The sequence below is a fragment of the Pseudomonas nunensis genome, from assembly GCF_024296925.1.
In the GTDB taxonomy this organism is placed as follows: Bacteria; Pseudomonadota; Gammaproteobacteria; order Pseudomonadales; family Pseudomonadaceae; genus Aquipseudomonas; species Aquipseudomonas nunensis.
This window is the reverse complement of the sequence record NZ_CP101125.1, coordinates 3,690,352-3,716,901: the sequence shown is the minus strand read 5'-3', so window position 1 is coordinate 3,716,901 and position 26,550 is coordinate 3,690,352. Positions and strand designations below refer to the sequence as shown.

At 60.8% G+C, this 26,550-nt stretch carries 27 protein-coding genes; 5 read left to right on the top strand and 22 right to left on the bottom strand.

The genetic code is table 11. The features are described from left to right. The first annotated feature begins 134 nt into the window (after positions 1-134). Positions 135-2,201, top strand: a complete 2,067-nt coding sequence (gene treS, locus NK667_RS16020; RefSeq protein ID WP_054053100.1) for a maltose alpha-D-glucosyltransferase — start codon at positions 135-137, stop codon at positions 2,199-2,201. Positions 2,202-2,269: 68 nt separating this feature from the next. Here the strand turns inward: treS and NK667_RS16015 are convergent, their stop codons facing one another. Then, positions 2,270-3,175, bottom strand: coding sequence for a LysR family transcriptional regulator (locus NK667_RS16015; protein WP_054615412.1), 906 nt, complete (start codon positions 3,173-3,175; stop codon positions 2,270-2,272). A gap of 105 nt (positions 3,176-3,280) precedes the next feature. On the opposite strand from NK667_RS16015, the gene NK667_RS16010 reads away from it, so the two are divergent. Together NK667_RS16010 and NK667_RS16005 are read left to right on the top strand one after the other, a co-directional pair. Then, a complete protein-coding gene (locus NK667_RS16010) occupies positions 3,281-4,630 on the top strand; it encodes an MFS transporter (protein WP_054615411.1) in 1,350 nt (449 codons plus the stop codon). A gap of 26 nt (positions 4,631-4,656) precedes the next feature. Beyond that, a complete protein-coding gene (locus NK667_RS16005; RefSeq protein WP_054615410.1) occupies positions 4,657-5,931 on the top strand; it encodes a glucarate dehydratase family protein in 1,275 nt (424 codons plus the stop codon). A 304-nt stretch (positions 5,932-6,235) separates the two neighbouring features. On the opposite strand, the gene folD is transcribed toward NK667_RS16005, so the two are convergent. The 8 genes from folD to ribBA all read right to left on the bottom strand — a co-directional run bounded on the left by folD (position 6,236) and on the right by ribBA (position 14,527). Beyond that, positions 6,236-7,180 carry a bifunctional methylenetetrahydrofolate dehydrogenase/methenyltetrahydrofolate cyclohydrolase FolD gene (gene folD, locus NK667_RS16000; protein ID WP_054615409.1) on the bottom strand — a complete coding sequence of 315 codons (945 nt, stop codon included), beginning with the start codon at positions 7,178-7,180 and terminating at the stop codon, positions 6,236-6,238. A gap of 210 nt (positions 7,181-7,390) precedes the next feature. Then, complete coding sequence (locus tag NK667_RS15995; RefSeq protein ID WP_054053110.1) at positions 7,391-8,434, bottom strand: LLM class flavin-dependent oxidoreductase; 1,044 nt, start codon at positions 8,432-8,434, stop codon at positions 7,391-7,393. A 36-nt stretch (positions 8,435-8,470) separates the two neighbouring features. Further along, complete coding sequence (locus NK667_RS15990; protein ID WP_054053113.1) at positions 8,471-8,956, bottom strand: flavin reductase family protein; 486 nt, start codon at positions 8,954-8,956, stop codon at positions 8,471-8,473. 227 nt (positions 8,957-9,183) lie between these two features. Next, on the bottom strand, positions 9,184-10,338 hold the full coding sequence (locus tag NK667_RS15985) for an ABC transporter ATP-binding protein (RefSeq protein WP_054615408.1): 1,155 nt from the start codon (positions 10,336-10,338) through the stop codon (positions 9,184-9,186). Between the two features lie 17 nt (positions 10,339-10,355). Next, on the bottom strand, positions 10,356-11,165 hold the full coding sequence (locus NK667_RS15980) for an ABC transporter permease (protein ID WP_054053116.1): 810 nt from the start codon (positions 11,163-11,165) through the stop codon (positions 10,356-10,358). A 6-nt stretch (positions 11,166-11,171) separates the two neighbouring features. Beyond that, the gene (locus tag NK667_RS15975; RefSeq protein ID WP_054053117.1) at positions 11,172-12,113 is read right to left on the bottom strand and encodes an ABC transporter permease; all 942 of its coding nucleotides are present in this window, start codon (positions 12,111-12,113) and stop codon (positions 11,172-11,174) included. Continuing rightward, positions 12,110-13,135, bottom strand: coding sequence for an ABC transporter substrate-binding protein (locus NK667_RS15970; RefSeq protein ID WP_054615407.1), 1,026 nt, complete (start codon positions 13,133-13,135; stop codon positions 12,110-12,112). The genes NK667_RS15975 and NK667_RS15970 overlap by 4 nt, the downstream gene beginning before the upstream one ends. Before the next feature lie 282 nt (positions 13,136-13,417). Continuing rightward, positions 13,418-14,527 (bottom strand): bifunctional 3,4-dihydroxy-2-butanone-4-phosphate synthase/GTP cyclohydrolase II, encoded by a 1,110-nt coding sequence (ribBA, locus tag NK667_RS15965; protein ID WP_054053122.1) that lies wholly within the window; start codon positions 14,525-14,527, stop codon positions 13,418-13,420. A gap of 70 nt (positions 14,528-14,597) precedes the next feature. On the opposite strand from ribBA, the gene NK667_RS15960 reads away from it, so the two are divergent. After that, positions 14,598-14,894, top strand: coding sequence for a DUF1330 domain-containing protein (locus NK667_RS15960; protein WP_054615406.1), 297 nt, complete (start codon positions 14,598-14,600; stop codon positions 14,892-14,894). Between the two features lie 212 nt (positions 14,895-15,106). On the opposite strand, the gene NK667_RS15955 is transcribed toward NK667_RS15960, so the two are convergent. The 8 genes from NK667_RS15955 to NK667_RS15920 form a co-directional block, all read right to left on the bottom strand. After that, a complete protein-coding gene (locus tag NK667_RS15955) occupies positions 15,107-15,670 on the bottom strand; it encodes an NUDIX hydrolase (RefSeq protein ID WP_054615405.1) in 564 nt (187 codons plus the stop codon). Position 15,671: 1 nt separating this feature from the next. Further along, positions 15,672-16,424 carry a GntR family transcriptional regulator gene (locus NK667_RS15950; RefSeq protein WP_054615404.1) on the bottom strand — a complete coding sequence of 251 codons (753 nt, stop codon included), beginning with the start codon at positions 16,422-16,424 and terminating at the stop codon, positions 15,672-15,674. Positions 16,425-16,511: 87 nt separating this feature from the next. Further along, on the bottom strand, positions 16,512-16,901 hold the full coding sequence (locus tag NK667_RS15945; protein WP_054049012.1) for a carboxymuconolactone decarboxylase family protein: 390 nt from the start codon (positions 16,899-16,901) through the stop codon (positions 16,512-16,514). Between the two features lie 123 nt (positions 16,902-17,024). Continuing rightward, positions 17,025-17,510: a flavin reductase family protein gene (locus tag NK667_RS15940; RefSeq protein ID WP_054615403.1), complete on the bottom strand. Its 486-nt coding sequence runs from the start codon at positions 17,508-17,510 to the stop codon at positions 17,025-17,027. Between the two features lie 12 nt (positions 17,511-17,522). Next, positions 17,523-19,004, bottom strand: coding sequence for an aldehyde dehydrogenase (locus NK667_RS15935; RefSeq protein WP_054048981.1), 1,482 nt, complete (start codon positions 19,002-19,004; stop codon positions 17,523-17,525). Next, positions 19,001-19,834: an alpha/beta fold hydrolase gene (locus NK667_RS15930; protein WP_054615402.1), complete on the bottom strand. Its 834-nt coding sequence runs from the start codon at positions 19,832-19,834 to the stop codon at positions 19,001-19,003. The genes NK667_RS15935 and NK667_RS15930 overlap by 4 nt, the downstream gene beginning before the upstream one ends. A 45-nt stretch (positions 19,835-19,879) precedes the next feature. Beyond that, entirely contained in the window at positions 19,880-20,470 is a 591-nt protein-coding gene (locus NK667_RS15925) for an amino acid synthesis family protein (protein WP_054615401.1), read from the bottom strand. Between the two features lie 254 nt (positions 20,471-20,724). Next, a complete protein-coding gene (locus NK667_RS15920; RefSeq protein ID WP_054615400.1) occupies positions 20,725-21,726 on the bottom strand; it encodes an AraC family transcriptional regulator in 1,002 nt (333 codons plus the stop codon). A gap of 212 nt (positions 21,727-21,938) precedes the next feature. On the opposite strand from NK667_RS15920, the gene NK667_RS15915 reads away from it, so the two are divergent. Next, a complete protein-coding gene (locus tag NK667_RS15915; RefSeq protein ID WP_054616286.1) occupies positions 21,939-22,685 on the top strand; it encodes an EAL domain-containing protein in 747 nt (248 codons plus the stop codon). A gap of 111 nt (positions 22,686-22,796) precedes the next feature. Here NK667_RS15915 and NK667_RS15910 read toward each other — a convergent pair whose 3' ends face one another. The 5 genes from NK667_RS15910 to NK667_RS15890 all read right to left on the bottom strand — a co-directional run bounded on the left by NK667_RS15910 (position 22,797) and on the right by NK667_RS15890 (position 26,457). After that, positions 22,797-23,558, bottom strand: a complete 762-nt coding sequence (locus tag NK667_RS15910) for a bestrophin-like domain (RefSeq protein ID WP_054615399.1) — start codon at positions 23,556-23,558, stop codon at positions 22,797-22,799. Between the two features lie 241 nt (positions 23,559-23,799). Then, positions 23,800-24,213, bottom strand: coding sequence for a VOC family protein (locus tag NK667_RS15905; RefSeq protein ID WP_054048973.1), 414 nt, complete (start codon positions 24,211-24,213; stop codon positions 23,800-23,802). A gap of 151 nt (positions 24,214-24,364) precedes the next feature. Then, positions 24,365-24,967 (bottom strand): hypothetical protein, encoded by a 603-nt coding sequence (locus tag NK667_RS15900; RefSeq protein ID WP_177331442.1) that lies wholly within the window; start codon positions 24,965-24,967, stop codon positions 24,365-24,367. A 55-nt stretch (positions 24,968-25,022) separates the two neighbouring features. After that, positions 25,023-25,619 (bottom strand): TetR/AcrR family transcriptional regulator, encoded by a 597-nt coding sequence (locus tag NK667_RS15895; RefSeq protein WP_054615398.1) that lies wholly within the window; start codon positions 25,617-25,619, stop codon positions 25,023-25,025. Then, complete coding sequence (locus NK667_RS15890) at positions 25,606-26,457, bottom strand: 3-hydroxybutyryl-CoA dehydrogenase (RefSeq protein ID WP_054615397.1); 852 nt, start codon at positions 26,455-26,457, stop codon at positions 25,606-25,608. The genes NK667_RS15895 and NK667_RS15890 overlap by 14 nt, the downstream gene beginning before the upstream one ends. Positions 26,458-26,550: the final 93 nt, after the last annotated feature.

The window sequence follows — 26,550 nt, the reverse complement described above, 5'->3', positions numbered from 1 at the left end:
TGCCTATCTCCAGCTTCCTGCCACTCCGACGCAACGAATGCCACGCCAGGCCCTCATATAAAGACGAGCGAAGCCTTTGCTGTACGTAGGCACTGGCCAATTGCGGTTTTACTCCGACAATAGGTAATTGTTTTATGACGGCTGCTGAAAAGAACCAAGTGACCTGGCTGGTCGAGCAATCCATGCTGCATGCGGCAAAACAACGGGCCAAGTTGTATTCCGGGCAAGGCCGCCTGTGGCAACAACCGTATGCGCATACGCGGCCCCGGGATGCTTCGGCCCTGGCGTCGGTGTGGTTCACCGCGTACCCGGCCTCCATCGTGACCCGTGAAAATGGCACGGTGCTGGAGGCGTTGGGGGATGAAACCCTGTGGCATGCACTGTCGAGAATCGGTATCCAGGGCATCCACAACGGGCCGCTGAAAATGTCCGGTGGCCTGACGGGCACTGAACACACGCCAACGATTGACGGCAATTTCGACCGCATCAGTTTCGAGATCGACCCGCAACTGGGCACCGAGGCCCAGCTTCAGGCGCTGACCCGCATGGCCGCTGCGCACAACGCGGTGATCATCGATGACGTGATCCCTTCGCACACCGGCAAAGGCGCGGATTTCCGCCTGGCCGAGATGGCGTATGAGGATTATCCGGGCCTGTACCACATGGTCGAGATCCGCGAGGAAGACTGGCCGCTGCTGCCGGACATCGCCGAAGGCCGCGACGCTCAGAACCTCAGCCCGGCGCAGGTCGATGTGCTGCGGGACAAACATTACATCGTCGGGCAATTGCAGCGTGTGATCTTCTTCGAGCCGGGGGTCAAGGAAACCGACTGGAGCGCCACCGATGTCGTGATCGGCGTCGACGGCAAGCCACGGCGCTGGGTTTACCTGCATTACTTCAAGGAAGGGCAGCCGTCGTTGAACTGGCTGGACCCGACCTTCGCCGCGCAGCAAATGATCATCGGTGATGCGTTGCATGCCATCGATGTGATGGGCGCGAAGATTCTGCGCCTGGATGCCAACGGCTTCCTCGGCGTTGAACGCAAGCTCGACGGCACTGCCTGGTCTGAAAGCCATCCATTGTCGATCACCGGCAATCAGTTGCTCGCCGGGGCGATCCGCAAGGCCGGCGGCTTCAGCTTCCAGGAGCTCAACCTGACCGTCGACGACATCGCCGCGATGTCCCATGGCGGTGCTGATCTTTCGTACGACTTCATCACGCGTCCGGCTTACCAGCATGCGCTGTTGATGGGCGATACCGAATTCCTGCGCCTGATGCTGCGACAGATGCACACCCAGGGCATCGATCCGGGCTCGTTGATCCATGCGTTGCAGAACCACGACGAACTGACCCTGGAACTCGTGCATTTCTGGACGTTGCACGCCCACGACACCTACCTCTTCCAAGGCCAGACCTTTCCCGGCAGCATTTTGCGTGAGCACATTCGCGAGCAAATGTACGAACGCCTGGCCGGCGAGCACGCGCCGTACAACCTGAAATTCGTCACCAACGGGGTGTCTTGCACCACCGCGAGCATCATCACCGCCGCGCTGGGGATTCGTGACCTTGACGCGATCACCACCGCCGACATCCAGCAGATTCGCCAGGTGCATTTACTGTTGGTGATGTACAACGCCATGCAGCCGGGCGTGTTCGCGCTGTCGGGTTGGGATTTGGTCGGTGCGCTGCCGTTGCCGGCGGAACAGGTTGAACATCTAATGGGCGACGGTGACACGCGCTGGATTCATCGCGGCGCCTACGATCTGGTGGACCTCAACCCGGATGCGCCATTGTCCGCCGGGCAAATGCCGCGACCGAAGACGTTGTACGGCAGCTTGCCGAGCCAATTGAAAGACCCGGATTCGTTCGTCTCGCAGTTGCGCAAAATCCTCGCCGCACGTCGCGCTTACGACATTGCCGCCAGCCGCCAGATCCTGATCCCGGACGTCGAACATCCAGGGCTGCTGATCATGGTTCACGAATTGCCGGCCGGCAAAGGCACGCAAATCACCGCGCTGAACTTCGGCTCGACGCCGATCACCGAAACCCTGCACCTGCCCAATATCGCGCCGGGGCCGGTGGTCGACATCATCAATGAACGGGTCGAAGGTGATCTCACGCCTGAGGGCGAGTTCACCATTACGCTGGATGCGTTTGAAGGTCTGGCGCTACGGGTGGTGAGCACTTCACCGATGCTTTAGGGCTGTGCTGGAGTGGTCGGAGCCCAATCTGAAAAGATTGGGCTTTTTCATGCCTGTCGAAAAGGCGTTCACGGCGCTCCCCAGCCGTCCCGGACCGCCCGCCGAATCCCTTCCAGCAACATCGCAAACGCCGGGTTGTCATTGTTCTCGCGCCAGATCAAATGCAGCTCGCTTTGCACACCTTCCCCCAGGTCGATGTCGCGGAACACCACGTTCTTGAACACCACGCTTGTAGCGCAACGCGGTACCAGGGCCAGGCCCATGCCAGCGTTGACCAGCGCCAGGATGGTCAGCGACGAGCCCAGCCATTGCACGTATTCCGGGGCGACGCGCGCCGAACGCAGCATACCGGTCAGCAGTTCGTTGAACGGCGGGTAGGCGGCGTGGGAGTACATTAGGAATGGTTGGGCGTCGAGGTCTTGCACGGACACGCTTTCGGCACTCGCCAGCCGATGATTGCTCGGCACGGCGAGGACGAACGGCTCGCGCACCAGGCATTCGGTGGCGTAGCCCGGTTCCAGCAACGGCGCACGAACGATGCCCAGGTCGATGCGGCGGGCGCGCAGCGCTTCGTGCTGCTGGTAGGTGTTCATCTCCGACAGATCGATTTTCACGTGAGGCTGTTTGAGCCGTGCTTCGGCGATGACCTTGGGCAGGAATTCATACACTGCGCTGCCGACGAAACTGATGTTGACCGTGCCGATGTCGCCCTCGGCAAAGCGCCGGGCGGTGGCTGCCGCTTGCTGGGCACGCTCCAGCAGGTTCTGCGCTTCGATGAAGAACGCGCGACCGGCGGCGGTCAGGGCGACGCTGCGGGTGGTGCGGGTGAACAACTCGACACCCAGGTGATGCTCCAGCAATTGAATCTGTCGACTGAGCGGCGGTTGCGTCATGTTCAAGCGTTCGGCGGCGCGACGAAAATTCAGTTCGGTGGCGACCGTGGTGAAGCAGCGCAGCTGGGTGAGTTCGAACATTGATCTAATCCAGGTATCAATCGAATGCCAAGTTAGATTAGACGGGATCAATTGCTGCGTCCATGATCGATTCGTCCCCAAAAAAACAAGATCGGGAGTAGCCCCTTGAAAACCCTCCAGAGTTCGCCGGAGCCCACGGTACTTGCGCGTGCCGCCGCGAAAGTGAAGCGCCATGTGCTGCCGCTGTTCGTGGTCATGTTCATCGTCAACTACATCGACCGGGTCAACATCGGTTTCGTGCGCAGCCACCTGGAGACGGACCTCGGCATTGGCGCCGCAGCCTATGGTTTGGGCGCCGGTTTGTTTTTCGTCGGTTACGCGCTGTTCGAAGTGCCGTCCAACATGCTGCTGCAGCGCTACGGCGCGCGCGTCTGGCTGACGCGGATCATGTTCACCTGGGGCGCCGCCGCGATGGCGATGGCCTTCGTCAAAGGTGAAACCAGTTTCTATGTGCTGCGATTTATCCTCGGCGCGGCAGAGGCCGGATTCTTCCCCGGCATCATTTATTACTTCACCCAGTGGCTGCCGGCGTCTGAACGCGGCAAGACCATGGCGGTGTTCCTTAGCGGTTCGGCGATTGCCTCGGTGATTTCCGGCCCGGTCTCCGGCGCATTGTTGAACGTCAACGGTTTGAATCTGCATGGCTGGCAGTGGATGTTCCTGATCGAGGGCTTCGCTTCCATCGTGCTGTGCGGGTTTGTCTGGTTCTGGCTGCAATCCCATCCACGCGAAGCGAAATGGCTGAGCGATGAGGAGCGGGGTGCGCTGATTGCTGCCATCGCCGAAGAACAGCAAGTCCGCGAGGCTGCGAAAGGCCCTGTGCCTTCGATGTTCAAGCTGTTGGCGGACCGGCAGATTGCGTTGTTCTGCTTCATCTACTTCTCCATCGCTCTGACGATCTACGGCGCCACGTTCTGGCTGCCGAGCATGATCAAGAAAATGGGCAACCTCGGCGACTTCCAGGTCGGCCTGTTCAACTCGGTGCCGTGGATCATTTCCATCATCGCGATGTACGGCTTCGCGGCCATGGCCAGCAAATGGAAATTCCAGCAGGCCTGGGTCGCGCTGACCCTGGTGATCGCGGCGTTCGGCATGTTCATGTCCACCACCGGCGGCCCGATTTTCGCCTTTGTCGCGATCTGTTTTGCTGCCATCGGCTTCAAGGCTGCGTCGGCGCTGTTCTGGCCGATTCCGCAAAGTTATCTGGATGCGCGGATCGCGGCGGCGGTGATTGCGCTAATCAATTCCATCGGCAACCTCGGCGGCTTCGTCGCCCCAACGGCGTTCGGCTTCCTGGAGCAATCCACCGGTTCGATCGAAGGTGGCCTGTACGGCCTGGCGGCGACGTCGCTGGTGGCCGCCGTGGTGATCTTCTTTGCCCGCACCACCCCGAAAGCCGGTAAGCCAACCCCGCGCAACGACGTCGTGGTGCCGCGCCACGCCGCTTCACATTAAGACTTGGATAATCGGAGCCTGACCCTTTGAAAATCACACGAGTGACCGTGACCCCCATCGCCTTCCGCGATCCGCCTCTGCTCAACGCCAGCGGCATTCACGAACCTTTTGCGCTGCGCTCGATCATCGAAATCGAGAGCGACAACGGCTACATCGGCCTCGGCGAAAGCTACGGCGATGCCCCGGCGCTGGCGATCCAGATGCAGCTTAAGGATCAACTGATCGGCCTCGACCCGTTCAACCTCAACCAGCTGCGCGCCATCGTCCAGGCGACCGTGGCGGCCAACAAAACCACGAGCATTGCCGGTGCAGAACTGGCCCCCGGCTCCCACGCCAGCAAAGCGGTGAGCAACGCGTATTCGGCGTTCGAAGTGGCGTTTCTCGACCTGCAGGCGCGCTCGTTGAACGTGCCGTTGGTGGACCTGCTGGGCGGGGCGATTCGCGATGAAATCCCGTTCAGTGCCTACCTGTTTTTCAAGTACGCGCAGCACATTGATTCACCCTACAAACCGGACAGTTGGGGCGAGGCGCTGAACGAAGAACAGATCGTCGCCCAGGCGCGGCGAATGATCGAAACCTACGGCTTCAAGAGCATCAAGCTCAAGGCTGGCGCGCTGGAGCCGGAACGTGAAGTGGCGTGCATCAAAGCCCTGAAGAAAGCCTTTCCCGGTTATCCGTTGCGCATCGATCCGAATGCCAACTGGTCGCTGGAAACCTCGATTCGCATGGCCGAATTGCTGGGCGACGACCTGCAATATTACGAAGACCCGACGCCGGGTCTGGAAGGCATGTCGGAGCTGCACAAACGCACCGGTCTGCCGTTGGCGACCAATATGGTGGTCACCGATTTCGATGAGTTCCGCCGCAGCGTGGCATTGAACAGCGTGCAGATCGTGCTCGCCGATCACCACTATTGGGGTGGCCTGCGCGACACCCAGGCGCTGGCGAAAATGTGCCAGACCTTTGGCCTCGGCGTGTCCATGCATTCCAACTCGCACCTGGGTATCAGCCTGATGGCGATGGCGCATGTGGCGGCGTCGGTGCCGAATCTGGATTACGCCTGCGACACTCATTACCCGTGGCAGGAACCGGACGAAGAGGTGATCAAGGGCGGCAAGTTGCCGATCGTGGAGGGCTGCGTGAAGATCACCCGGGCGCCGGGTTTGGGGTTGGAACTGGATCACGATCAGCTGGGCAAGCTGCATGATCAGTACCTGACCTGCGGGATTCGTCAGCGCGATGATGTGAAGCAGATGCAGCGGTACAAGCCGGAGTGGAAGACGGTTAAGCCGAGGTTTTGATCGCTACTGACGCAGCCTGCGTTCGGCTTGTAGCAGCTGTCGAGGCACGAGGCTGCGTTCGGCTGCGAAGCAGTCGTAAAACCTGAGCACGCGGTCTTCCTGAAACACCGCGTTGCCTGATTTGACGACTGCTGCGCAGCCGAACGCAGGCTTCGCCAGCTGCTACAGAGCCGAACGCAGGCTTCGCCAGCTGCTACAGAGCAGAACGCAGGCTTCGCCAGCTGCTACAGAGCCGAACGCAGGCTTCGCCAGCTGCTACAGGTTGTAATAACCGGGTAGCCCGCTCGCCACAGATTAGCGTCGGTCAGTTGATATCCGAATCACACCCATCCGGATCCGAATCACGCGCCTGCGCCGCACGCTGCAACTGGCTGGCGATCAACGTGTTCTTCAGCAAATAGGCAATCGTCATCGGCCCAACACCCCCCGGCACCGGGGTGATCGCACTGGCAACCGTCCGCGCACTGGCGTAGTCGACATCACCGACCAAATGGCTGCCGGATGCATCGGTCACGCGATTGATCCCGACATCGATCACCACCGCCCCAGGCTTGAGCCAACTGGCATCGATCAAGTGCGGCCGACCCACTGCTGCCACCACAATGTCCGCCAATCGACACAGCGCCGGTGCATCGACGCTGCGCGAATGCACCACGCTGACCGAGCAATGAGCCTGCAACAGCAAGGTCGCCATCGGCTTGCCGACAATGTTCGAGCGGCCGATAACCACCGCGTGCAAACCGCTGATGTCGCCGCAGGTTTCCTTCAACAGACGCATGCAACCGCTGGGCGTGCACGGCGTCAGCACCTCCATGCCTTGCACCAGGCCACCGACGTTTTCGCGATGGAAACCGTCCACGTCCTTGATCGGGTCGATGGCATGAATCACCGCCGCCTCGTCGATATGCCCCGGCAACGGCAACTGCACCAGAATGCCGTTCACTGAAGCATCGGCGTTCAACTGCGCAATCTGTTCCAGCACCTGCGCCTGGCTGGCATCGTCCGGCAGACGGTATTCGAGCGAGCGAATCCCGACTTCCTTGGCCCGCAGCAATTTATTGCGCACATACACGTGGCTGGCCGGATCGTCGCCGACCAGCAGGACCGCCAACGCGGGATAAATCTGCTGCGCGGCCAGGGCCTGAACCTCTTCCCGAACCTCGTCGAGCACCTGGGCGGAGATGGCTTTGCCGTCGATATCCCGGGCCAGGGTGGGGGTACTGCTGATCAAATGCGTCACCGTCGTCATTGAAAGAGCAGGGCGCAGGTTACCAGTCGAGGGTAGCCGTCGACCACCGGCAGCGGATGGACAGGATGTCGCGGGGGAATTGTGAACGCAGTAAGCAATGTGGGAGCGAGCCTGCTCGCGAAGGCGTCGTGTCAGTCAACATCTACATTGACTGATACACCGCTTTCGCGAGCAGGCTCGCTCCCACAATGTATCTCTGATGCCTCGAGGTCAGCGAAACGCTGGCACCACCTGTTTGATAAACAACTCCAGCGACTTTTTCTTTTCGGCATGGGGCAGGCTGTTGTCGCACCAGAAGCTGAACTCATCAACCCCCAGCTCTTCGTAATACTTGATGCGCGGGATGATGTCTTCGGCGGTGCCGATCATGGCCGTCTTGTGCAAGCTCTCCAATTCGAACTCCGGCCGCGCGGCGAATTTCTCTTCCGGGCTCGGCGCCAGGAAACCGTTGACCGGCACTTCCTTGTTGCCAAACCAGGCATCGAAGGTGCGGTAAAACCTGGAGATCGCCTTGGCCCCGACTTTCCAGCCGTCAGGATCATCGGCCGCATGCACGTGGGTGTGGCGCAGCACCATCAATTGCGGACGTGGCACGTCGGGATTGTTGTCCAGCGCAGCCTGGAATTTGTTCTTCAGGTCGAGGACTTCTTCGTCGCCTTTCATCAGCGGCGTGACCATGACGTTGCAACCGTTGGCCACCGCAAAGTTATGTGAGTCCGGGTCGCGAGCGGCGATCCACATCGGCGGGTTGGGCTTCTGGATCGGTTTCGGCACGCTGGTAGAGGTGGGGAATTTCCAGATCTCACCATCGTGGGCGTAATCGCCTTGCCACAGGGCGCGCACCACCGGAACCATTTCCCGCAATGCTTGACCGCCTGACGAGGCGGGCATGCCACCGGCCATGCGATCGAATTCAACCTGGTAAGCACCGCGCGCCAACCCGACTTCCATGCGCCCGTTGCTGATCACGTCCAGCAGCGCGCATTCGCCAGCGACCCGTATCGGGTGCCAGAACGGCGCGATAATGGTGCCGGCGCCCAGGTGAATAGTGGTGGTCTTGGCGGCCAGGTAGGCCAGCAATGGCATCGGGCTTGGCGAGATGGTGTATTCCATGGCGTGGTGTTCGCCGATCCAGACTGTGCTGAAACCACCGGCCTCGGCCATCAGGGTCAGCTCGGTCAAGTCTTCGAACAACTGACGATGGCTGATGCTCTCGTCCCACCGTTCCATGTGCACGAACAGGGAAAATTTCATGACGCTTACCTCGAATTTTTATTTTTGACGGTCGCTTCAAGCCAGGACGGGCAGGGCGCCCATTTTTCCGTGGCAGTACACCAGCGGGCCGGTGGTGCGCTGCGGCACGATCAGGTTCTTCACCGCGCCGACCATGATCGCGTGGTCGCCCCCTTCATACTCGCGCCACAGCTCGCATTCGATGATCGCCGTGGCATTGCTCAGCAGCGGGTTGCCCAGTTCGCTCAAGGTCCATTCGATGCCTTGGGCCTTGTCCTTGCCTTTACGGGCGAAGGCATAGGCTTCGTTCTGCTGGCCGCCGGAAAGCACGTGAATGGCGAAGCGCTTGTTCTTGATCAGGATCGGGTAGGAATCGGAGCTGTAGTTGGGGCAGAACAGCACCAGGGCCGGCTCCATGGAAAGGGAGCTGAAGGCGCTGGCGGTGAGGCCGACGATTTGCCCGTCGTCATCCAGAGTGGTGATGACAGTCACACCGGACGGGAACGAACCCATGACTTGTTTGTAGATGGCGGCATCGATCATTGGACGGTCCTCGGGCGGTGTAAGACGGGTTTTTATGTTTGTTGGTATGATGGTATACCGTAATACATCGTTTGCAAGGGCTTTTTAAGGTGAGGCGATTTGTGGCGAGGGAGCTTGCTCCCGCTGGGCTGCGAAGCGGCCCCGCTTTTCCTGAAAAGAAGGGCGGGACTTCTGCGCAGTCCGACGGGAGCAAGCTCCCTCGCCACAGGATCGCCGTCACTTTCAGGTCAATGCGCGCCCGCCGCCTTGTTCAGATCGCTCTCAGCCCATTGCGTGTACACGCAGGCATCCGCGGTCGCCCAACGCACTTGCACCGGGTCACCGGCCTTGAGTGGCATACCCGCCGCAGACAACGCCTTGACGGTCATCGAAGTCCCGCCCTGGGTCACCACGCTGCAGGTCTGGCTTTCACCCAGGAACAACACCTCAACAACCTTGGCCGAGACTTCGTTCCAACCTGCCGCCAGAGGTTCCTGGGTCGCCTGCTGAACGCTCAGCGCCTGGGCCTTTTCCGGACGCACCATCAGCAACACATCCTGATCGGTGTGCAGACCGGCGGTCAGGCGGATCGACAGCGATTGCCCTTCGAAACTGGCTACCGCATTGCCCTGCGCCTTAAGCTTGAGGAAGTTGGAGTTGCCGAGGAACGAAGCGACAAACGCATTCGGCGGGTTCTGGTACAGGTCATAACCGCTGCCCAGGCCGACGATTTTGCCGTGACTGAAAATCGCAATGCGCTGGGACAGGCGCATGGCTTCTTCCTGATCATGGGTCACGTAAACGATGGTGATGCCGAGGCGCCGATGCAGTTGGCGCAGCTCATCTTGCAGATCCTCGCGCAGCTTTTTATCCAGTGCGCCGAGGGGCTCGTCCATCAACAGGATGCGTGGTTCGTACACCAACGCCCTTGCGATGGCCACCCGTTGTTGCTGGCCGCCGGACAGTTGCGAAGGGCGGCGATGGGCGAATTCTTCCAGTTGCACCAGTTTGAGCATCGCATCGACCCGGCGCTCGCGTTCGGCAGCGGCTAATTTGCGAATCGCCAGGGGGAAGGCAATGTTGTCGCGCACCGACAAGTGCGGGAACAGCGAATAACGCTGGAACACCATGCCGATGTCACGCTTGTGCGGCGGCACGTTCACCAGCGATTGGCCGCTGACCAGAATCTCGCCGCTGCTCGGGGTTTCGAAGCCGGCAAGCATCGACAATGTCGTACTTTTACCGGAGCCGCTGGAGCCGAGGAACGTGAGGAATTCACCGTCCTGGATGTCCAGCGAGATGTTGTCCACGGCGGCAAAGTCGCCGTAGTGCTTGTTCAGGTTACGCAGGCTGACCAGGGTTTTGTTGTCCTGCTGCGCGGGGTCTTTGATCACGGCACTCATTGTTTTCTCCTGGGCGCTCAGGCGCTGATTTCATTGCGCCGGCGCAGGGCGGCGGCGATCACCATGACCAATACCGACAAGCCGATCAGCAGCGTCGAAGCGACGGCGATCACGGGTGTCAGGTCCTGACGCAGGGTGGTCCACATTTTTACCGGAAGGGTTTGCAGGGTCGGGCTGGCCATCATCACGCTCAGCACCACCTCGTCCCACGACACCAGGAAGGCGAACAGCGCACCGGCGACCATGCCCGGACGAATCGCCGGAAAGGTCACCTTGAACACCGCTTGCAAGCGCGATGCACCGCAGATCACTGCCGCATCTTCAATCGACTGATCGAACAGCTTCAGCGAGTTGATGATCGAGATGATGGTGAACGGCAACGCGACGATCACATGGCTGACGACAAAGGCAAACATCGTCCCGGTGTAGCCGAGTTTGAGAAACAGCGCGTACACCGCCACCGCGATGATCACCAGCGGCACGATCATCGGCAGGGTGAACAAACCGTAGAGCAATTCCCGGCCGGGGAAGCGTCCGCGCACCAGGGCGAACGCGGTCGGCAGGCCGAGGGCGACGGCGCAAATGGTGGTCAGCACCGCGACCTTGAGGCTGGCGAACGCGGCGTTCATCCAGTCGGCATTCGAGAAAAACTGGCCGTACCATTTCAGCGTCCAGCCTGGCGGCGGGAACACCAGCCACTGGGAGGAACCGAACGATAGCAGCACGATGAACACGATCGGCAACAGCAGGAACAGGCCGATCAACCCGGTGGTCGCATACAAACCGAAGCGCATGCGCCGGCTCATGGCATTAGGGGTCAGGAGCATGACGGCTTACCTCGCGTTGCTGGCGCCAACCGGGGATTCCGGCTGAAGCTTCAGGTAGAAGTAGAACAACACCAGGGTAATCACGATCAGCAACGCGGCACCGGCGCTGGCCAGGCCCCAGTTAAGGAACGACTGCACCTGCTGAATGATGAATTCGGGCAGCATCATGTTCTGCGCCCCGCCCAGCAACGCCGGGGTGACGTAGTACCCGAGCGACATCACGAACACCATCAGGCCACCGGAGAACAACCCCGGCCGGCACAGCGGCAGGAACACCCGGAAGAAGTTGGTCCAGGGACTGGCGCCACAGATCGAGCCGGCCTGCAGGATCATCGGGTCGATGGCCTGCATGGTCGCCTGCAACGGCAGGACGATGAACGGGATCATGATGTAACTCATGCCGATCACCACGCCGGTCAGGTTGTGCACCATCTCCAGCGGCTGATCGATGATGCCCATGGCCATCAACGCCTTGTTGATCACCCCGGAGGCCTGCAACAGCACCAGCCAGGAATAGGTCCGCGCCAGCAGACTGGTCCACATCGACAGCAGCACGATGCTCAGGATCCAGCGACCCCAGCCTTTGGGCACCAGGGTGATCGCCCAGGCCAATGGAAAGCCGAGCAGCAGGCTGAACACGGTCACCAGCCCAGCCACCGAAAAGGTGTTGAGCAAGACCCGGGCGTAAGCCGAGTTGGCGAACAGTTGTTGGTAGTTGCCCAGGCCCGGCGTCGGTTCAAGCACGCCGCGCAGCAGCAAACCAATCAGCGGCGCGAGGAAGAACAAACCGAGGAACAGCAGGGCGGGGATCAGGTTGCTCGAGCCGCGCCAGCGCTGGGCCAGGGAAGGGGATGGCTGCATCGCAGGCGCCTTGCCGGGAACCGAACCGGCAGCGCCAGTGGCGCTCCCGATCGGTGTGGAGGGACGGGACGCCGCCGTCATTTTCATTTGACCAGCCATTCGTTCCACCGTGTCGCGATGGCCGGACCGTTTTTGGCCCAGTACGCGAAATCAAGAGTGATCTGATCCTTAGCGTAGGCAGTCGGCAGGTTCGGGGCCAGCACTGAGTCCAGGCGCGCCACGCTGTCGACGTTGACCGGTGCATAGGCGGTCAGGTTGGAAAAGTCAGCCTGGCCTTTGGCGCTGCTGGCGTTGGCCAGGAACTTCATGGCGGCGGCTTTGTTTTTCGTGCCTTTTGGTACAACCAGAATGTCGGCCATGACCAGGTTCTGTTTCCAGCTCACACCGACCGGTGCGCCGTCTTCCTGCAAAGCGTGGATCCGGCCGTTCCAGAACTGGCCCATGCTGGCTTCACCGGAGGCGAGCAGCTGTTGCGACTGCGCGCCGCCGCCCCACCAGACGATGTCTTTCTTGATGGTGTCGAGTTTTTTGAAGGCGCGGTCCAGGTCCAGCGGGTAGAGCTTGTCGGCGGCTACGCCATCGGCGAGCAGGGCCAGTTCTAGCACGCCTGGGCTTGGCCATTTGTAGAGGGCACGTTTGCCGGGATAGGTCTTGGTGTCGAACAGCGCGGACCAGTCCTGAGGTTTGCTGGCGCCGAGCTTGCCTTCGTTGTAGCCGAGGACGAAGGAGAAGAAGAACGAGCCGACGCCGTGATCGGAGACAAACCGTGGGTCGATTTTATCGCGCTGGATGACTGAGAAATCGAGGGGTTCGAGCAAGCCTTCGGCGGCGGCGCGCAGGGCGAAATCGGCTTCGACATCGACCACGTCCCACTGCACGTTGCCGCTTTCGACCATGGCTTTGAGTTTGCCGTAGTCGGTCGGGCCATCCTGGACGACGGTGATGCCGCTGGCCTTGCTGAACGGATCGGCCCAGGCCTGCTTCTGCGCATCCTGGGTGCTGCCGCCCCAACTGACGAAGTTGACGCTTTCCGCCGCCATGGCCGCGTGGCTGGCTGTGGCCAACAAACCCGCAAACAGGATTGCGGTGGCACCTTTGTTCAACACCATTTTCACGCCCTCATTGTTGTGTTTATGAGTGGGGCTTTTGAATGCCCCTATCGGGAGCAGTAGGTCCGTCGGGTCAATTACGACTGTCCGGTCTATGGAATATCATATTATGGTATTCCAAACTTTGTGCAAGCACTTTGCCGTACCGGCTATCTGCCAAATTTGGGTTTTTCACGGCGCTGAGCCGCTTTTTTGTAGGAGCGAGGCTTGCCCGCGAAGGCGATCTCAAGGGCGCTTTCGCGGGCAAGCCTCGCTCCTACAAGTATGGGTAGAGCTTCCAGATCATTGGGTAAACGGAATGCTTTCCACCACTTCCAGGTCGTATCCGGTCAACCCGGCGTACTTCAGCGGCGGGCCGAGGTGACGCAGTTTGCCCACGCCCAGGTCCTGCAGAATCTGCGCTCCGGTGCCCACTTCAGAATAGATCCGCGACTGCGAACGGCTGAACTGGCGCGGCGGCTGCGTCAGCTGCGGCACCCGTTCCAGCAGCGCTTGCGACGACTCGTGATTGGCCAGCACCACCACCACACCGCAACCTTCAGCGGCCACACGTTCCAGCGCCGCCCACAACGTCCAGTTCGACGGCCCGCTGTATTGCGCGCCGACCAGATCCCGCAGCGGATCGATGACATGCACGCGCACCAGCGTAGGTTCGTCCCGGCGCACATCGCCCATGACCATTGCCATGTGCACGCCGCCTTCGATCCGGTCTTCGAAGGTAATCAGGCGGAAGACGCCATGCACCGTCGGCAGTTCCCGCTCGCCGATGCGCAGCACCGTGTGTTCGGTGCTGAGGCGGTAGTGGATCAGGTCGGCGATGGTGCCGATCTTGATCCCGTGTGTGCGGGCGAAGACTTCGAGGTCCGGGCGGCGGGCCATGGTGCCGTCGTCGTTCATCACTTCGACGATAACGGAAGCGGGGGTGAGGCCGGCCAGGCGCGCCAGGTCGCAACCGGCTTCGGTATGTCCGGCGCGGGTCAGCACGCCACCTTCCTTGGCGCGCAACGGGAAGATATGGCCAGGTTGCACAATGTCGGCGGGGCCGGCATCGGGGGCAACGGCCGCCGCCACAGTGCGCGCCCGATCAGCGGCGGAGATGCCCGTGGTCACACCGGTCGCTGCTTCGATGGACACGGTAAACGCGGTGCTGAACACGCTGGCATTCGTCGGCACCATTTGCTCCAGGCCCAAGCGCTGGCAGTGCTCATCGGTCAAGGTCAGGCAGATCAGCCCACGTGCTTCGCGGGCCATGAAGCTGATAGCTTCGGCGGTGCAACAATCGGCGGCCAGCAGCAGGTCACCTTCGTTTTCCCGGTCTTCGTCATCGACCAGGATCACCATTTTGCCTTGGCGATAATCGTCGATGATGTCTTCGATGCTGTTGAAGGCCATGCTGGATTCTCGATGTCTGGGGGATGGATAGTGTGGTATACCATAATACAAAATAAACCGAGAGGTCACTATGAAGGCGTATTGGATTGCTCATGTAGAAGTCACCGACCCCGATCAATACACGCAGTACACCCAGCGCGCTCCGGCGGCGTTTGCGTTGTACGGCGGACGGTTTTTGGCCAGGGGCGGGCGCAGTGAAGCGCTGGAAGGTCGGCCTGCGGCGCAACGTAACGTGGTGATTGAGTTCGACTCGTATGAGCAAGCGGTGGCGTGCTACCACTCCGAGCAGTATCAGGAGGCGAAAGGGCACCGCGCGGGCGTGGCGCTGGCCGATATCATCATCGTGGACGGCGTGGCGCCGGCCTGACAAGCGGCACAGAACCTGTAGGAGCGAGGCTTGCCCGCGAAGGCGATTTCGAGGACGCCATCGCGGGCAAGTTTTGCTCCTACAGAAGATCGGGTGAGACGCGGATTGTGTGAATCACACAGAACCCCTGTAGGAGCGAAGCTTGCTCGCGAAGGCGATTTCAAGGACGCCATCGCGAGCAAGCCTTGCTCCTGCAAAAGCGGTGGGCGGCGCTAGCGGATAAAGTGAATCCTGCCGCTGTCATCGTTGCCGATGTAGATGCCGTAGACCCCGGCCTGGCGTTCCTCGATATAGCGTTCGAGGATCTGCCGGATCGCCGGGTAGTAGATGCTGTCCCAAGGAATGTCCTCGGGCGCGAAGAATTTGTAGTCCAGGGTTTCCGGGCCGTACTGGTCGGTGATCTCCAGCGCGATGGCGCGGAAGATGATGTACACCTCGCTGATCTTCGGCACGCTGAAGATCGAGTAGGGCGAGAGGATTTCCGCGCGCACGCCGCTCTCTTCCCAGACTTCCCGCAGCGCTGCCTGCTCGGTGGTTTCGCCACCTTCCATGAATCCCGCCGGCAAGGTCCAGGTGCCCGGACGCGGCGGGATCGCGCGTTGGCACAGCAGGTACTTGCCATCCTGCTCAATGATGCAGCCAGCGATGATTTTCGGATTGATGTAGTGGATGTAGCCGCAGCCGCGGCACATCAGGCGCTCGTGCGTATCACCCGGCGGCAGCTGTGACTTGAGGTCACTGCCGCCGCACTTTGGGCAAAAGCTCGGGCTGAACATTTCAGCGACCTATGCGCGGTTCTTTGAGCGCGATCGGCAGGGTGATTTCCGGGATTTCACCGGTCTCTTCCTGCTTGCTCTTGAGGTAATCCATGGCCACCTTGGCGGCGGAACGCACGTGGTCGACGCACGCCTGATGGGCCGCCAACGGGTCGCCGCTTTTGATCGCCTCGACCATGCGTTCCATTTCCTGATTACTGGCGCCGCGACGGTTTTCCTGGGACACCGAAGTCGCACGCAAGTAGCTGATCCGTGCCTGCAACTGACGTAACTGAGTGGCTGCGACATGGTTGCCCGAGCCTTCCAGCAGCACGTCGTAGAAGCCCTGGACCGAATCGATCACCTGTTGCAACTCGCCGTCCTTGAGGGCCTGGCGGTTGACCTCGAGGGCTTTTTCCAGGGCCTTGATGTCCTTGGCCTTGGCACGCAGGGTGAACAGCTGGACGATCAGGCCTTCGAGCACGCAACGCAGCTCATAGATGTCGCCGGCGTCGGACAGGGTAATGATCGCGACCCGTGGGCCCTTGGCATCGGCGAATTCCACCAGGCCTTCGGATTCCAAGTGGCGCAAGGCTTCACGGACCGACGTGCGGCTGACGCCCAGGCGATCGCACAGATCGCGTTCCACCAGGCGGTCACCCGGCATGAGCTGGAAGTTCATGATGGCGCTTCGCAGTTTATCCAGCACGATTTCGCGCAGGGTAATGGGGTTGCGATTGACCTTGAAGCTGTCGTCGAGTGGCAGGCGTTTCATGGGGTCCGCTCTGAGTGTGGCTGTCCATGCAAAAGAGCACTTCGATTACGGGAATCTGCGTGCTCGGTCAGATCAAACAGCCAAGGGTTAACTTGAGGCCTCGGCATCGGCTTCGGCGAAGGCTTCACGGGCGAGCCGGAAACTGTCCACGGCTGCGGGCACACCGCAATATATGCCGACCTGAAGCAGAATTTCGCGTATTTGCTCACGACTCAGGCCGTTACGCAAGGCGCCGCGCACATGCAGCTTGAGTTCGTGCGGCCGGTTGAGGGCCGAGATCATGGCCAGGTTTATCATGCTGCGTTCCTGAAGCGACAAACCCTCCCGGCCCCAGACATGGCCCCAGCAATACTCGGTGACCATTTCCTGCAAGGGCCGGTTGAAGTCATCGGCGTTGTCGATGGAGCGCTGCACATAGGCTTCGCCCAACACCTGAGTGCGGATTTTCAGGCCTTTTTCGTATTTTTCGTTGTTCATGATCATCCTCTCGCCACATATCCCCTGTAGGAGCTGTCGAGTGCAACGAGGCTGCGATCTTTTAAAAGCCAACATCAAAAGATCGCAGCCTGCGGCAGCTCCTACGGGGTTCGTGTAAGCCCGTCAGGCCAGCGCAGGCAGCGGACCGAGCTTGCCCTTGTGATAAATCATCGGCGTCACCGGTTGCTCGGGCAGGATCAGGTTCTTCACCAGCCCGACAATGATCGCGTGGTCGCCGCCGTCGTATTCGCGCCACAACTCACACTCGATAATCGCCGTGGCCTTGCGCAGCAATGGGTTGCCCAGTTCGCTCAAATGCCAGTCGATGCCATTGGCCTTGTCCTTGCCTTTACCGGCAAACGCATAGGCCTCGGCGGTCTGGTCGGCGGACAGCAAATGAATCGCAAACTGCTTGCTGTCACGCAGTACCGGGTAGGTGTCGGAAGCATAGTTGGGGCAGAACAACACCAGCGCAGGGTCGATCGACAGCGCACTGAAGGCACTGGCGGTGATGCCGACGATGCCGTCGTCCGGGTCCAGCGTCGTCACCACGGTCACGCCGGAAGGGAAGGAGCTCATGACTTCTTTATAAATGCCGGGTTCGATCATTTCGCAAGACTCCTAGCGCATCACAAACGGGTCAGGCATGGGTGCCTGGGAGAGGTTGATCCACACCGTTTTCAGCTCGGTGTAGGCCAGCACCGAATCGATGCCGCTTTCGCGTCCATAGCCACTGTTCTTGAACCCGCCAATCGGCGCCATGGCCGATACGGCGCGGTAGGTGTTGACCCAGATGATCCCCGAGCGCACGTCCCGGGCCAGGCGATGGGCGCGGCCCAGGTCGCGGGTCCAGATGCCGGCGGCTAGGCCGAACTGTGAGTCGTTGGCGATCGCCAGCGCTTCGGCTTCGTCCTTGAAGCGGATCACCGAGGCCACCGGGCCGAAGACTTCTTCCTGCATGATCTTCATCGTGTTGCTGTCGCATTCGAACAGCGTCGGCTCGTAGAACCAGCCGTCGCCGAGATTCTGCGGCCGCTTGCCGCCGAGCTTCAAACGCGCACCTTCGGCAATCGCGTCGGCGACCAGACCTTCCACTACAGCGAGTTGCTGCGCGGTGGCCATCGGGCCCATTTCGCTGGCGTCGTCCTGCGGGTTGCCGATGCGGATGCGCTTGGCCCGCTCCACCAGGCGCTCGACGAATTCATCATAGATTTCGTCCTGCACCAACAACCGCGAACCGGACACGCAACTCTGCCCCGACGCCGCATAGATCCCGGCGATGGCGCCGTTGATTGCGCTATCGAGGTCGGCGTCGGCAAAGATAATGTTCGGCGATTTTCCGCCCAGTTCCAGGGACAGCTTGGCGAAGTTCTCGGCGCTGCTGCGAACCACATGCCGCGCCGTGGCGGCACCACCGGTAAAGGCGATTTTGCGCACCAGCGGATGGCGGGTCAGGGCGGCGCCGGTGCTCGGGCCGTAACCGGTGACCACGTTGACCACGCCCGGCGGAATGCCCGCTTCCAGGGCCAGTCGCGCCAATTCGAGGACGGTCGCTGACGCGTGTTCGGACGGTTTGATCACGATGGTATTGCCCGCCGCCAGGGCCGGCGCGAGTTTGATCGCCGTCAGGTAAAGCGGGCTGTTCCAGGGAATGATCGCCGCGACCACGCCCATGGCTTCGTGCACGGTGTAGGCGAACAGGTCGGGTTTATCGAGGGGCAGGGTGCCGCCTTCAAGCTTGTCGGCGAGGCCGGCGGTGTAGTGGAAAAACTCCGGCAGATAGCTGACCTGACCACGGGTTTCGCGGATCAACTTGCCGTTGTCGCGGCTTTCCAGTTGCGCCAGTTGCTCTTTGTTTTCAGCGATCAGGTCGCCCAAGCGGCGGAGCAATTTGCCCCTGGCAGTGGCGGTCAAACCGCGCCAGGCCTTGCCGTCGAACGCGGTCTGCGCGGCTTGCACGGCGCGTTCGACGTCCGCTTCATCCGCATCGGGCAGTTCCGCCCAAGGCTGGGCCAGCGCCGGGTTCAGGCTTTGAAAAGTCTTGCCGGACAGGGCATCGACCCATTCACCGCCGATGCACATCTGGAAGCGTGCGAGTGTCATGCAACGATCCCCTTTATAGGTTTTTGTTGGGCGTGCGCGGTGTCGAGAAACTCCAGCAATAACTGGTTGACCAGGCGCGGCGACTCTACCGGCATCATATGCCGCTGCTCAGCGAGTACGGCAACCCGCGCGCCGGGAATGCGTTCGGCCAGTTGCTCGGCCATTTGCGGCGTTGAGCCCGGATCGAGTTCGCCGGTGGCGACCAGCGTCGGCACCTGAATACCGCTCAGATCTTCGGCGCGGTACATGTCCTGAGTCGCGAACAGTTCATAAGTGGTCAGGTAGCCTTGCGGATCATTGTCGGCCAGGGTCTGGCGCAGGGCTGCGATCTGCGCCGGGTTGGCTGCCTGATACTCACGGCTGAACCAGCGCGACAGCGCCGCCTCGGCATTGGCATCCGGCCCGTGTTCGGCGGCTTGAGCGGTGCGGGCGATGACCCCGGCGCGCTGCTCTTCGCTGCGGTTGAACACGCTGTTGAGCACTACCAGGCCTTGCAAACGTTGCGGGTAATGCAAGGCAAACGCCCGCGCCACCAGCCCGCCCATGGAGAATCCGATCACGGTCGCCTGGGGCACTTGCAGATGATCTAGCAACTCCAGCAACTGGTCGGCATAACCGAGCAGGTCGGTGCCACTTCGCGGGCGTGGGCTGGCGCCGTGACCGAGCATGTCGTAAGTGATCACGCGGTACTTTGTGGCCAGGCCAACGACTTGGCCGCCCCACATTTCTTTATTCAGGCCCACGCCGTGGATCAAAACCACAGGCTGGCCTTGGCCGGTCGCCAGGTAACTGGTGCCAGCCGGGGTGCGTTCAGCGGTGAGCCGAATCATGGAGCGCTCCTGCATGCTTTTATTATTGGCGTTGCACCGGCCGGATCACTGGGCTTTTTCGGCGGCCAGTTCTTCCAGGTCGATGTAGCGATTGCCGATGCGAGGGTGCAGGCGACCGCCGTCGGCGCAGCCCAGCACCACCACGATTTCGTCGGCGCGAGGTGCGTCTTCGATCTTCATTTCCAGGGTGATGTAGTGTGAACGCAGGCCTTCGTCGTCCTTGTGCATCATAGGAATCTGGATCGACGTGCCCGGGCCGCCGCGTTTGTTGGTAAAGCTCAGGTAGCTCTTGGCCTTGACCGCTTCGCGATAGTGATTGCCGAAGCGCAGGGTGTGGATCACCGCTGAGGCGTGTTCGATTTCACCGTCGGCACCGACTACCGCCGCTTTGCCATACGCTTCGATCTTTTGCGCGCCGCCGATGATCTTCACCAGGCGTTCCACCATCAGCGCACCGAGGTCGGAGCAATTGGCGCGGATTTCCGGCTTCAAGTCGTCGACAAAACCACGGCCCAGCCATGGGTTTTTCATCACCACCGCCAGGCCCACCATCGTCACCGGGGTGTCGGTGGCCTTGCCGCCTTCGATAAAGATTTCTTCGACGTAGCTGACGATCTTGCGGATTTCGAAACTCATGGGCGGCTCCTATCAGGTTAAAAACTGTCTGTGCGTATGATGGTATACCATAATACTGGTTGCGCAAGACCCACAAAGGAGATTGTGGTGGGGGGAGGCGACAAGTGGCGGGGGTAAGTTCGGAAGAAACACGGAACCCTGTGGGAGCGGGCTTGCTCGCGAAGTGGCTATGTCAGTCGACATCTATGCCGCCTGACACACTGCTTTCGCGAGCAAGCCCGCTCCCACAAGGGGTTCAGTGGTGGGATGGCGAATCAGGAAGCCTGCCGATACCGCCCCGGCGTCATCCCGAACCAGCGAATACACGCCTTGTGAAAACTGCTCTGATCCCGAAACCCGAGCAACGCGCCGATGTACTTCACGCTGCGCGCCGAGTTGCGCAAAAAGTTATGCGCCAGCATCAACCGCGCTTCATCCTGCAACGCCGAGAAGTGCATGTCTTCATTGCTCAAACGCCTTTGCAAACTGCGCGCACTGACGCCGACCACCTGGGCGATCTTGTCCAGATCACTGGGCACGCCCTGGGCCAGGCGCTCGGACAACACCCGCCGTACCCGCGCGGTCATCGAGCCATTGAGCAGCACGTTCAAGCGTGCGCGCGCGTATTCGACGTGCAGCACATCCAGCGCCGGGTCGGCGGTGGGCAGGGCAATCGAGCAATCGTCCTTGCTGAACGTCAGGCTGTTATACGCCGCGCCGAACATCAGGTTGCTGCCCAGCAATCGTTCCAGTCGGGAGGTGTCAGCGGGTTCCGGGTAGGTGAACGTTGCCGCCAGCGGATGCGGTTTGTGCTTGGGCAACAGCCAATGAACCAGCCCCAGGGTTTGCGCAGCGCCCGCGTCGATAAAGGGCCGGGGCGTCAGCGACGGCTCGATGCTGATGTCGAAACCGATCAGCTTCAGCGCCCGGGGCTTGTGGTCCAGGCACATATAAAAGCCATTGCAGATCAGTGAGTGATAGTCCACCAGCCGTTGCAATGCCGTGCCCAGAGTTGCACATGACATCACCGCGTAACCCAACACCTCCAGATTCGCCGGGTGCGCCCGGGTATACGCCAGCAGGCCGATGTCCGGGTTGCCGGTGCGCTTGGCCGCTTCCGCCATCACCTGATAGACCAACTCCAGCCCGACACCCTTGGGGTTCGCAAAGACCTCTTCGCTGCTGTCGAATTGTTTGAGCAAGGCATCAACGTTGGCCCCACCGTCAGTCAGGACGTCGGCAAGCACCTGAAAACTGGCGCTGGTCATTCTGTGCATAGTCTTTCCCGCGGTGATGGCTAAGTGATGTCGCGCAAGCCGGCGCATGATCGCAATAAACAAATGATCGCAGTCGATAAACGGTATCTGCAGGTTTCCAAGGACAAGCGAAAGGTATCCCGGAACACTTCCTGAGGGCGGGGTGAGCGTCGATTATGGCCGGCAGTCAACGCTCAACCGCGGCCGGCCGCCGCTTTGTCTACGGATATGACATGCACAGAGTCAGAAGCTTTTATCGAGAGTTGGCACAGGGCCGGTTGGTGTTGGCGTTTCAACCGGTGGTCTGGTTGCCTGACAGCAGTCGGGTGCTGTATCAGGAAGGGTTGTTGCGCCACATCGATGCCCAGGGCGAGGGCGTCTATCCCTTCGCCATGCTGGAGAAACACCAACTGATGCGCGAGCTCGACCGCAGCGTGGTGCACAGCGTGATCGAGCGCTTGCAGCAAAACGAACACCTGCGCCTGGGCTGCAACATCTCCGCGCAAAGTGCGATCGTCGATGGTCATTGGCGAGACATCCTCGCGCAATTGCGTGACGCGCCTTCGGTGGCGGCGCGACTGGTGATCGAAATCACCGAAAGCGCCACACCGCCGAGCATCTCGGCCGCCATCGAGTTCGTCCTGTGCCTGCGCGAGCTAGGTTGCCGGGTGGCCATCGACGACTTCGGCGCAGGCCTCGGCACCCTGGAATTCATCCGCCAGACCCGCCCCGATATCGTCAAGATCGATCAGGGCTACCTGCAACGCGCGCGCCTGGAAACCAACAACGCCCAGACCCTTGGCCACTTGGTGCAACTGTGCAAAACCCTGGCGCCGTGCGTGATTATCGAGGGGATCGAATCCGAAGCGGATCGTGCGTTGGCGACTGGGTGCGGCAGCGAGTGGGGGCAGGGGTATCTGTTTGGTCGGCCGCGGATGGATGCGTTGGGTGAGCAGTGCGTGGTGCAGTCGATGGCGTAACAGGATCTCAATGTGGCGAGGGAGCTTACTCCCGCTGGGCTGCGAAGCGGCCCCAAAATCTTGTGAGCGCTGCGCACTCAAGCGGGAGCAAGCTCCCTCGCCACAGGACGGTTATTGCCCCAACCGGTCCATGGTGTGCACCATCGGCTCCAGCGACACACTGATCAACCCGTCCAGCGGTCGATTCAGCTCTTCAACCAGCAAAATCGTCGCCGCTGTCGACGCGGCGCACAGCAGCAACACCACCACAATCGTGCCATTGCGCGGAGCGAACAAGCCGAATGAGCCAAAGATAATCGACAGCCAGGTGATGAGGATCACCAGCATCACCGGCGGGATAGACTGGTTGGCCTGCAACATGGTCAGCCAGCGGGCAGCGAACACGGCATTCATCGTCTGGAGGGCCGAAGCCTTGAGCGCTTGTTGGTAGTCTGTGGTCGGGGACAGCTCGGCGACCTGTTGTTGCAGCGCTTCGGAGCGTTTGATCGCTTCGGGGCTGTCGAGCAGAGCCAGGCGGGACGGCTCCCGGGAGGCGAGGACCTGCACGATTTCGGCGTAGTTGTGTTTGAGTTGCGTGCGGATCGGTTGAGTGTCAGGGCCATAACGCGCCAGCACCCGGTCAAACTCGACGACCTTGGCCGCCGCGCTCTCCAGTTGCGCGTTGGTGGTTTCGAACGTGCCTTTTGCCGACGAAACCAGCAGGCCTAGCACCAGCGCCGACATGGTCGCGATCAGTCCGGTGGCCAGTTTCAGCACGGCGACGGAATCATCGCTCAGGTGATGCGAGGGCAAGCGCTGCCGCACATACGAGCCCACCAACGCACTGCCGAACAGGCAGGTGAACACGATCAGTGCGATCAGCAGATGATTCATTGGAACTCCGTTGACGCGACGGGGGACGGCGTGTTGAAGGTAGCAGACGGGCAGGGAGTTGCCACAAGGCCCGGTTGAACACGGAACCTGTGGCGAGGGAGCTTGCTCCCGCTTGAGTGCGTAGCGCTCACAAAAATTTGGGACAGCTACGCAGTCCAGCGGGAGCAAGCTCCCTCGCCACAGGTACTCGTCAATCTGCGTCAGCCAGACAGCCCAATCTTTGACGGTGGAGATTTTCTGTTTATTGATCCTTCTCGCAATTCACCATCCACGCCACGCCAAACCTGTCCACCAACATTCCAAATCGCGCCGCCCAGAACGTCGCTTCCAGCGGCATCTGCACCGTGCCGCCATCCGCCAGTGCGGCAAAAACACGCTCAGCTTCGGCGATGCTGTCGACGTTGAGCGAAATCGAGAAGCCGCTCATGTCATCGGTCGGGCGGTCGGGTGTGGTGTCCGAACCCATGATTGCCTGGTCGCCCACCGACAGGCGGGTGTGGATGATCAGGTTGTGATAGTCAGCCTGTACGTGATCCTTGGCCGGGGTTTCGCCGAAGGTCATCATGGCGTCGATGGTGCCGGGCAGGGCCTTGGCGTAGTAAGTGAACGCGGCTTTGCAGTCGCCGTTGAAGATCAGGTAGGGATTGATTTTCATGTTGTACTCCCGGTAACCGAGTCTGGCTGGAGGCCACGGCGGCCGCCAGCTTCAATGGGGTTTGACCTCAAATAGCAAAGCGTTAGAGGGCAACTTTTGCCGGGATTGTTCAGACGTTTTTTCTATAGACAAGGCGCGGCTTATTGCCCGATCAATCGACGATGACGCTTTCGTTGTCGTCATCGCCCAGGCACACCGTCAATTGCTGACCTTCCTTGCTGAAGGCGCAGTGGGGCAGGTTTTGCTGCTTGTAAATCGCCATGGGCACGCCAATGAAGAATGCGGCAAGCATCATGGCGACAATGAATTGCACCGACATGAACTCCCGGTCCAGCGCCCAGCGTTTGCGTTTGGCGCGCACGTAGAGTCCGCTGCCCAGCAACATTACGCCGATCAGCATCACGGTGCCGATCTCGTGGGGGCTGGTGCTGTAGATCACTTCTTCCCCATTGTCCGGGTAGTTCAGTTGCCACCAGGCACCGATGCCCAACGGCACCAGGCCGGCGCCGATCCAGCCGTAGAGGGCGCCGGGCAGGCGTAACAGCACGGCGACGATCAGGCCCAGCGTGGCCACGGTCCAGCCCATCAGATACAGCTGCGTGGCCATGCCGCCGCCCATAAACGTGCCGCCAACATCAATCGGTGTGATCAACAACCAATCGTAGAAGGCGTAGTGCAACATCAAGACGAGTACAACGAGCCAGCTCATGGCGTAGAACAGCCCTGTCCACAGGGTATTGAGGCGCGAGAACACACGAAATCCTTTTGGTGTTTTGAGGGGGCGCCATTATGCCGTGAAGGTGCGGGCCTCAGGCAACCGCTCGCGGGGCCGAGGGACGCAGCAAGCGCTCGACGGCGCCGCTCACCAGGTTTTCCAGCAATTCATCACGCTCGGCATCGGCCAATGGATGCTGGGTCAGCCAGCCTGGTGCGCTGTTGAGCAAGTTGGCGATTGCGTGACCGACGGCTGACTGAGCCGGGTCACCGAGCCGGGATTTGCTGCCGAGCATTTGCATTAGCGTGCGTTCGTATTGCTCGCGCAACTGCCGGACCCGCGCCTGCTGATCGTCATTCAAACAACCGCTGTCCCGCTCCGCCAGACGAAAATGCCAGGGCATTTCCCGGTGCAGGTTCAGGTGCGCCTGAATCAGCCTTGGCAACAAGTCGCGTTTGGTCTTTTTCTCGATGCGCCCAAGCGTCGCCAGCAGCTCTTCGTAGAACTCTTCAATCAAGTCCGCCAGCAAGTGCTGCTTGCTCGGGTAGTGGTGATACAACGAGCCCGGGGCGAGCCCCAGGCAGGTGGCGAGTTCGCGCATGCCGACCTGGCCGAAACCCTTGCTGGCGAACAGCTCCAGCACTTTGTCCCGGTACTCGGCGAAGCGCGAACAACGCTCAGGCATAGGCATGGAAGCCGCGCCCCGTTTTGCGTCCCAGGTAGCCGGCGGCGACCATTTCCTTGAGCAGCGGCGCCGGGCGATATTTGCTGTCGTTGAAGCCGTCGTAGAACGCTTCGAGGATCGCCAGCACCGTGTCCAGGCCAATCAGATCGGCCAACGCCAGCGGACCGATCGGCTGGTTGCAGCCCAGGCGCATGCCGGCGTCGATGTCGTCTGCCGTGGCCAGGCCTTCCTGTAGCACCAGGATTGCTTCGTTGATCATCGGCACCAGAATCCGGTTCACCACGAAACCCGGACGGTTGCCGGCAGTGATCGCGGTTTTGCCCAGGGTGGTGGTCATGTCCAGCGCCAGTGCGTGGGTCGCGTCGCTGGTTTGCAGGCCGCGAATCACTTCGATCAGCCCCATCACCGGCACCGGGTTGAAGAAGTGCAGGCCGATGAAACGCTCGGGCTGGCTTACGCTGGCGGCGAGTTGGGTAATCGACAGCGATGAAGTGTTGGACGCAATCACACACTCGGCGCTGACCTGCGCGGCGATCTGTTGCAGCACTCGCAGTTTCAGGTCGAGGTTTTCGGTGGCGGCTTCGATCACCAGTTGCACGCTGTGCAGGCTGCTGTAGTCGGTGCTGGTGCGGATCTTGTCGAGGGCGGCAAGCTTCTGCTCTTCACTCAACGTCGCTTTGGCGACTTGCCGATCAAGGTTCTTGCCGACGGTCGCGAGGGCTTTTTGCAGGGCGCTCTCGCTGATATCGATCAAGGTCACGTTGAAGCCGGCCACCGCGCAGACCTGCGCAATCCCGTTGCCCATGGTGCCCGCGCCAATCACGCCGATGTGTTGCAGATGCATGCTTGAAATCCTTGCGATCAAACCCTTCGATACCTTGGCCGCCAGAACAGCCGAAGGCGTACTATGGCGCGAGTCTAGAGGCGGCAGGGCGCT

What these genes read in the sequence shown, in the direction of transcription:
- NK667_RS15995 (WP_054053110.1), bottom strand. Translation starts at nt 8,434, where the DNA reads ATGAAATTTTCCCTGTTCGTGCACATGGAACGGTGGGACGAGAGCATC.
- NK667_RS15935 (WP_054048981.1), bottom strand. Translation starts at nt 19,004, where the DNA reads ATGACACTCGCACGCTTCCAGATGTGCATCGGCGGTGAATGGGTCGAT.
- NK667_RS15990 (WP_054053113.1), bottom strand. Translation starts at nt 8,956, where the DNA reads ATGATCGATGCCGCCATCTACAAACAAGTCATGGGTTCGTTCCCGTCC.
- NK667_RS15930 (WP_054615402.1), bottom strand. Translation starts at nt 19,834, where the DNA reads ATGATTCGGCTCACCGCTGAACGCACCCCGGCTGGCACCAGTTACCTG.
- NK667_RS15985 (WP_054615408.1), bottom strand. Translation starts at nt 10,338, where the DNA reads ATGAGTGCCGTGATCAAAGACCCCGCGCAGCAGGACAACAAAACCCTG.
- NK667_RS15925 (WP_054615401.1), bottom strand. Translation starts at nt 20,470, where the DNA reads ATGAGTTTCGAAATCCGCAAGATCGTCAGCTACGTCGAAGAAATCTTT.
- NK667_RS15970 (WP_054615407.1), bottom strand. Translation starts at nt 13,135, where the DNA reads ATGGTGTTGAACAAAGGTGCCACCGCAATCCTGTTTGCGGGTTTGTTG.
- NK667_RS16015 (WP_054615412.1), bottom strand. Translation starts at nt 3,175, where the DNA reads ATGTTCGAACTCACCCAGCTGCGCTGCTTCACCACGGTCGCCACCGAA.
- NK667_RS15915 (WP_054616286.1), top strand. Translation starts at nt 21,939, where the DNA reads ATGCACAGAGTCAGAAGCTTTTATCGAGAGTTGGCACAGGGCCGGTTG.
- folD (WP_054615409.1), bottom strand. Translation starts at nt 7,180, where the DNA reads ATGACGACGGTGACGCATTTGATCAGCAGTACCCCCACCCTGGCCCGG.
- NK667_RS15945 (WP_054049012.1), bottom strand. Translation starts at nt 16,901, where the DNA reads ATGAACAACGAAAAATACGAAAAAGGCCTGAAAATCCGCACTCAGGTG.
- NK667_RS15975 (WP_054053117.1), bottom strand. Translation starts at nt 12,113, where the DNA reads ATGAAAATGACGGCGGCGTCCCGTCCCTCCACACCGATCGGGAGCGCC.
- NK667_RS15890 (WP_054615397.1), bottom strand. Translation starts at nt 26,457, where the DNA reads ATGCATCTGCAACACATCGGCGTGATTGGCGCGGGCACCATGGGCAAC.
- NK667_RS15895 (WP_054615398.1), bottom strand. Translation starts at nt 25,619, where the DNA reads ATGCCTATGCCTGAGCGTTGTTCGCGCTTCGCCGAGTACCGGGACAAA.
- NK667_RS15950 (WP_054615404.1), bottom strand. Translation starts at nt 16,424, where the DNA reads ATGAAACGCCTGCCACTCGACGACAGCTTCAAGGTCAATCGCAACCCC.
- treS (WP_054053100.1), top strand. Translation starts at nt 135, where the DNA reads ATGACGGCTGCTGAAAAGAACCAAGTGACCTGGCTGGTCGAGCAATCC.
- NK667_RS15905 (WP_054048973.1), bottom strand. Translation starts at nt 24,213, where the DNA reads ATGAAAATCAATCCCTACCTGATCTTCAACGGCGACTGCAAAGCCGCG.
- NK667_RS15910 (WP_054615399.1), bottom strand. Translation starts at nt 23,558, where the DNA reads ATGAATCATCTGCTGATCGCACTGATCGTGTTCACCTGCCTGTTCGGC.
- NK667_RS15940 (WP_054615403.1), bottom strand. Translation starts at nt 17,510, where the DNA reads ATGATCGAACCCGGCATTTATAAAGAAGTCATGAGCTCCTTCCCTTCC.
- NK667_RS15955 (WP_054615405.1), bottom strand. Translation starts at nt 15,670, where the DNA reads ATGTTCAGCCCGAGCTTTTGCCCAAAGTGCGGCGGCAGTGACCTCAAG.
- NK667_RS15920 (WP_054615400.1), bottom strand. Translation starts at nt 21,726, where the DNA reads ATGCACAGAATGACCAGCGCCAGTTTTCAGGTGCTTGCCGACGTCCTG.
- NK667_RS15980 (WP_054053116.1), bottom strand. Translation starts at nt 11,165, where the DNA reads ATGCTCCTGACCCCTAATGCCATGAGCCGGCGCATGCGCTTCGGTTTG.
- NK667_RS15960 (WP_054615406.1), top strand. Translation starts at nt 14,598, where the DNA reads ATGAAGGCGTATTGGATTGCTCATGTAGAAGTCACCGACCCCGATCAA.
- ribBA (WP_054053122.1), bottom strand. Translation starts at nt 14,527, where the DNA reads ATGGCCTTCAACAGCATCGAAGACATCATCGACGATTATCGCCAAGGC.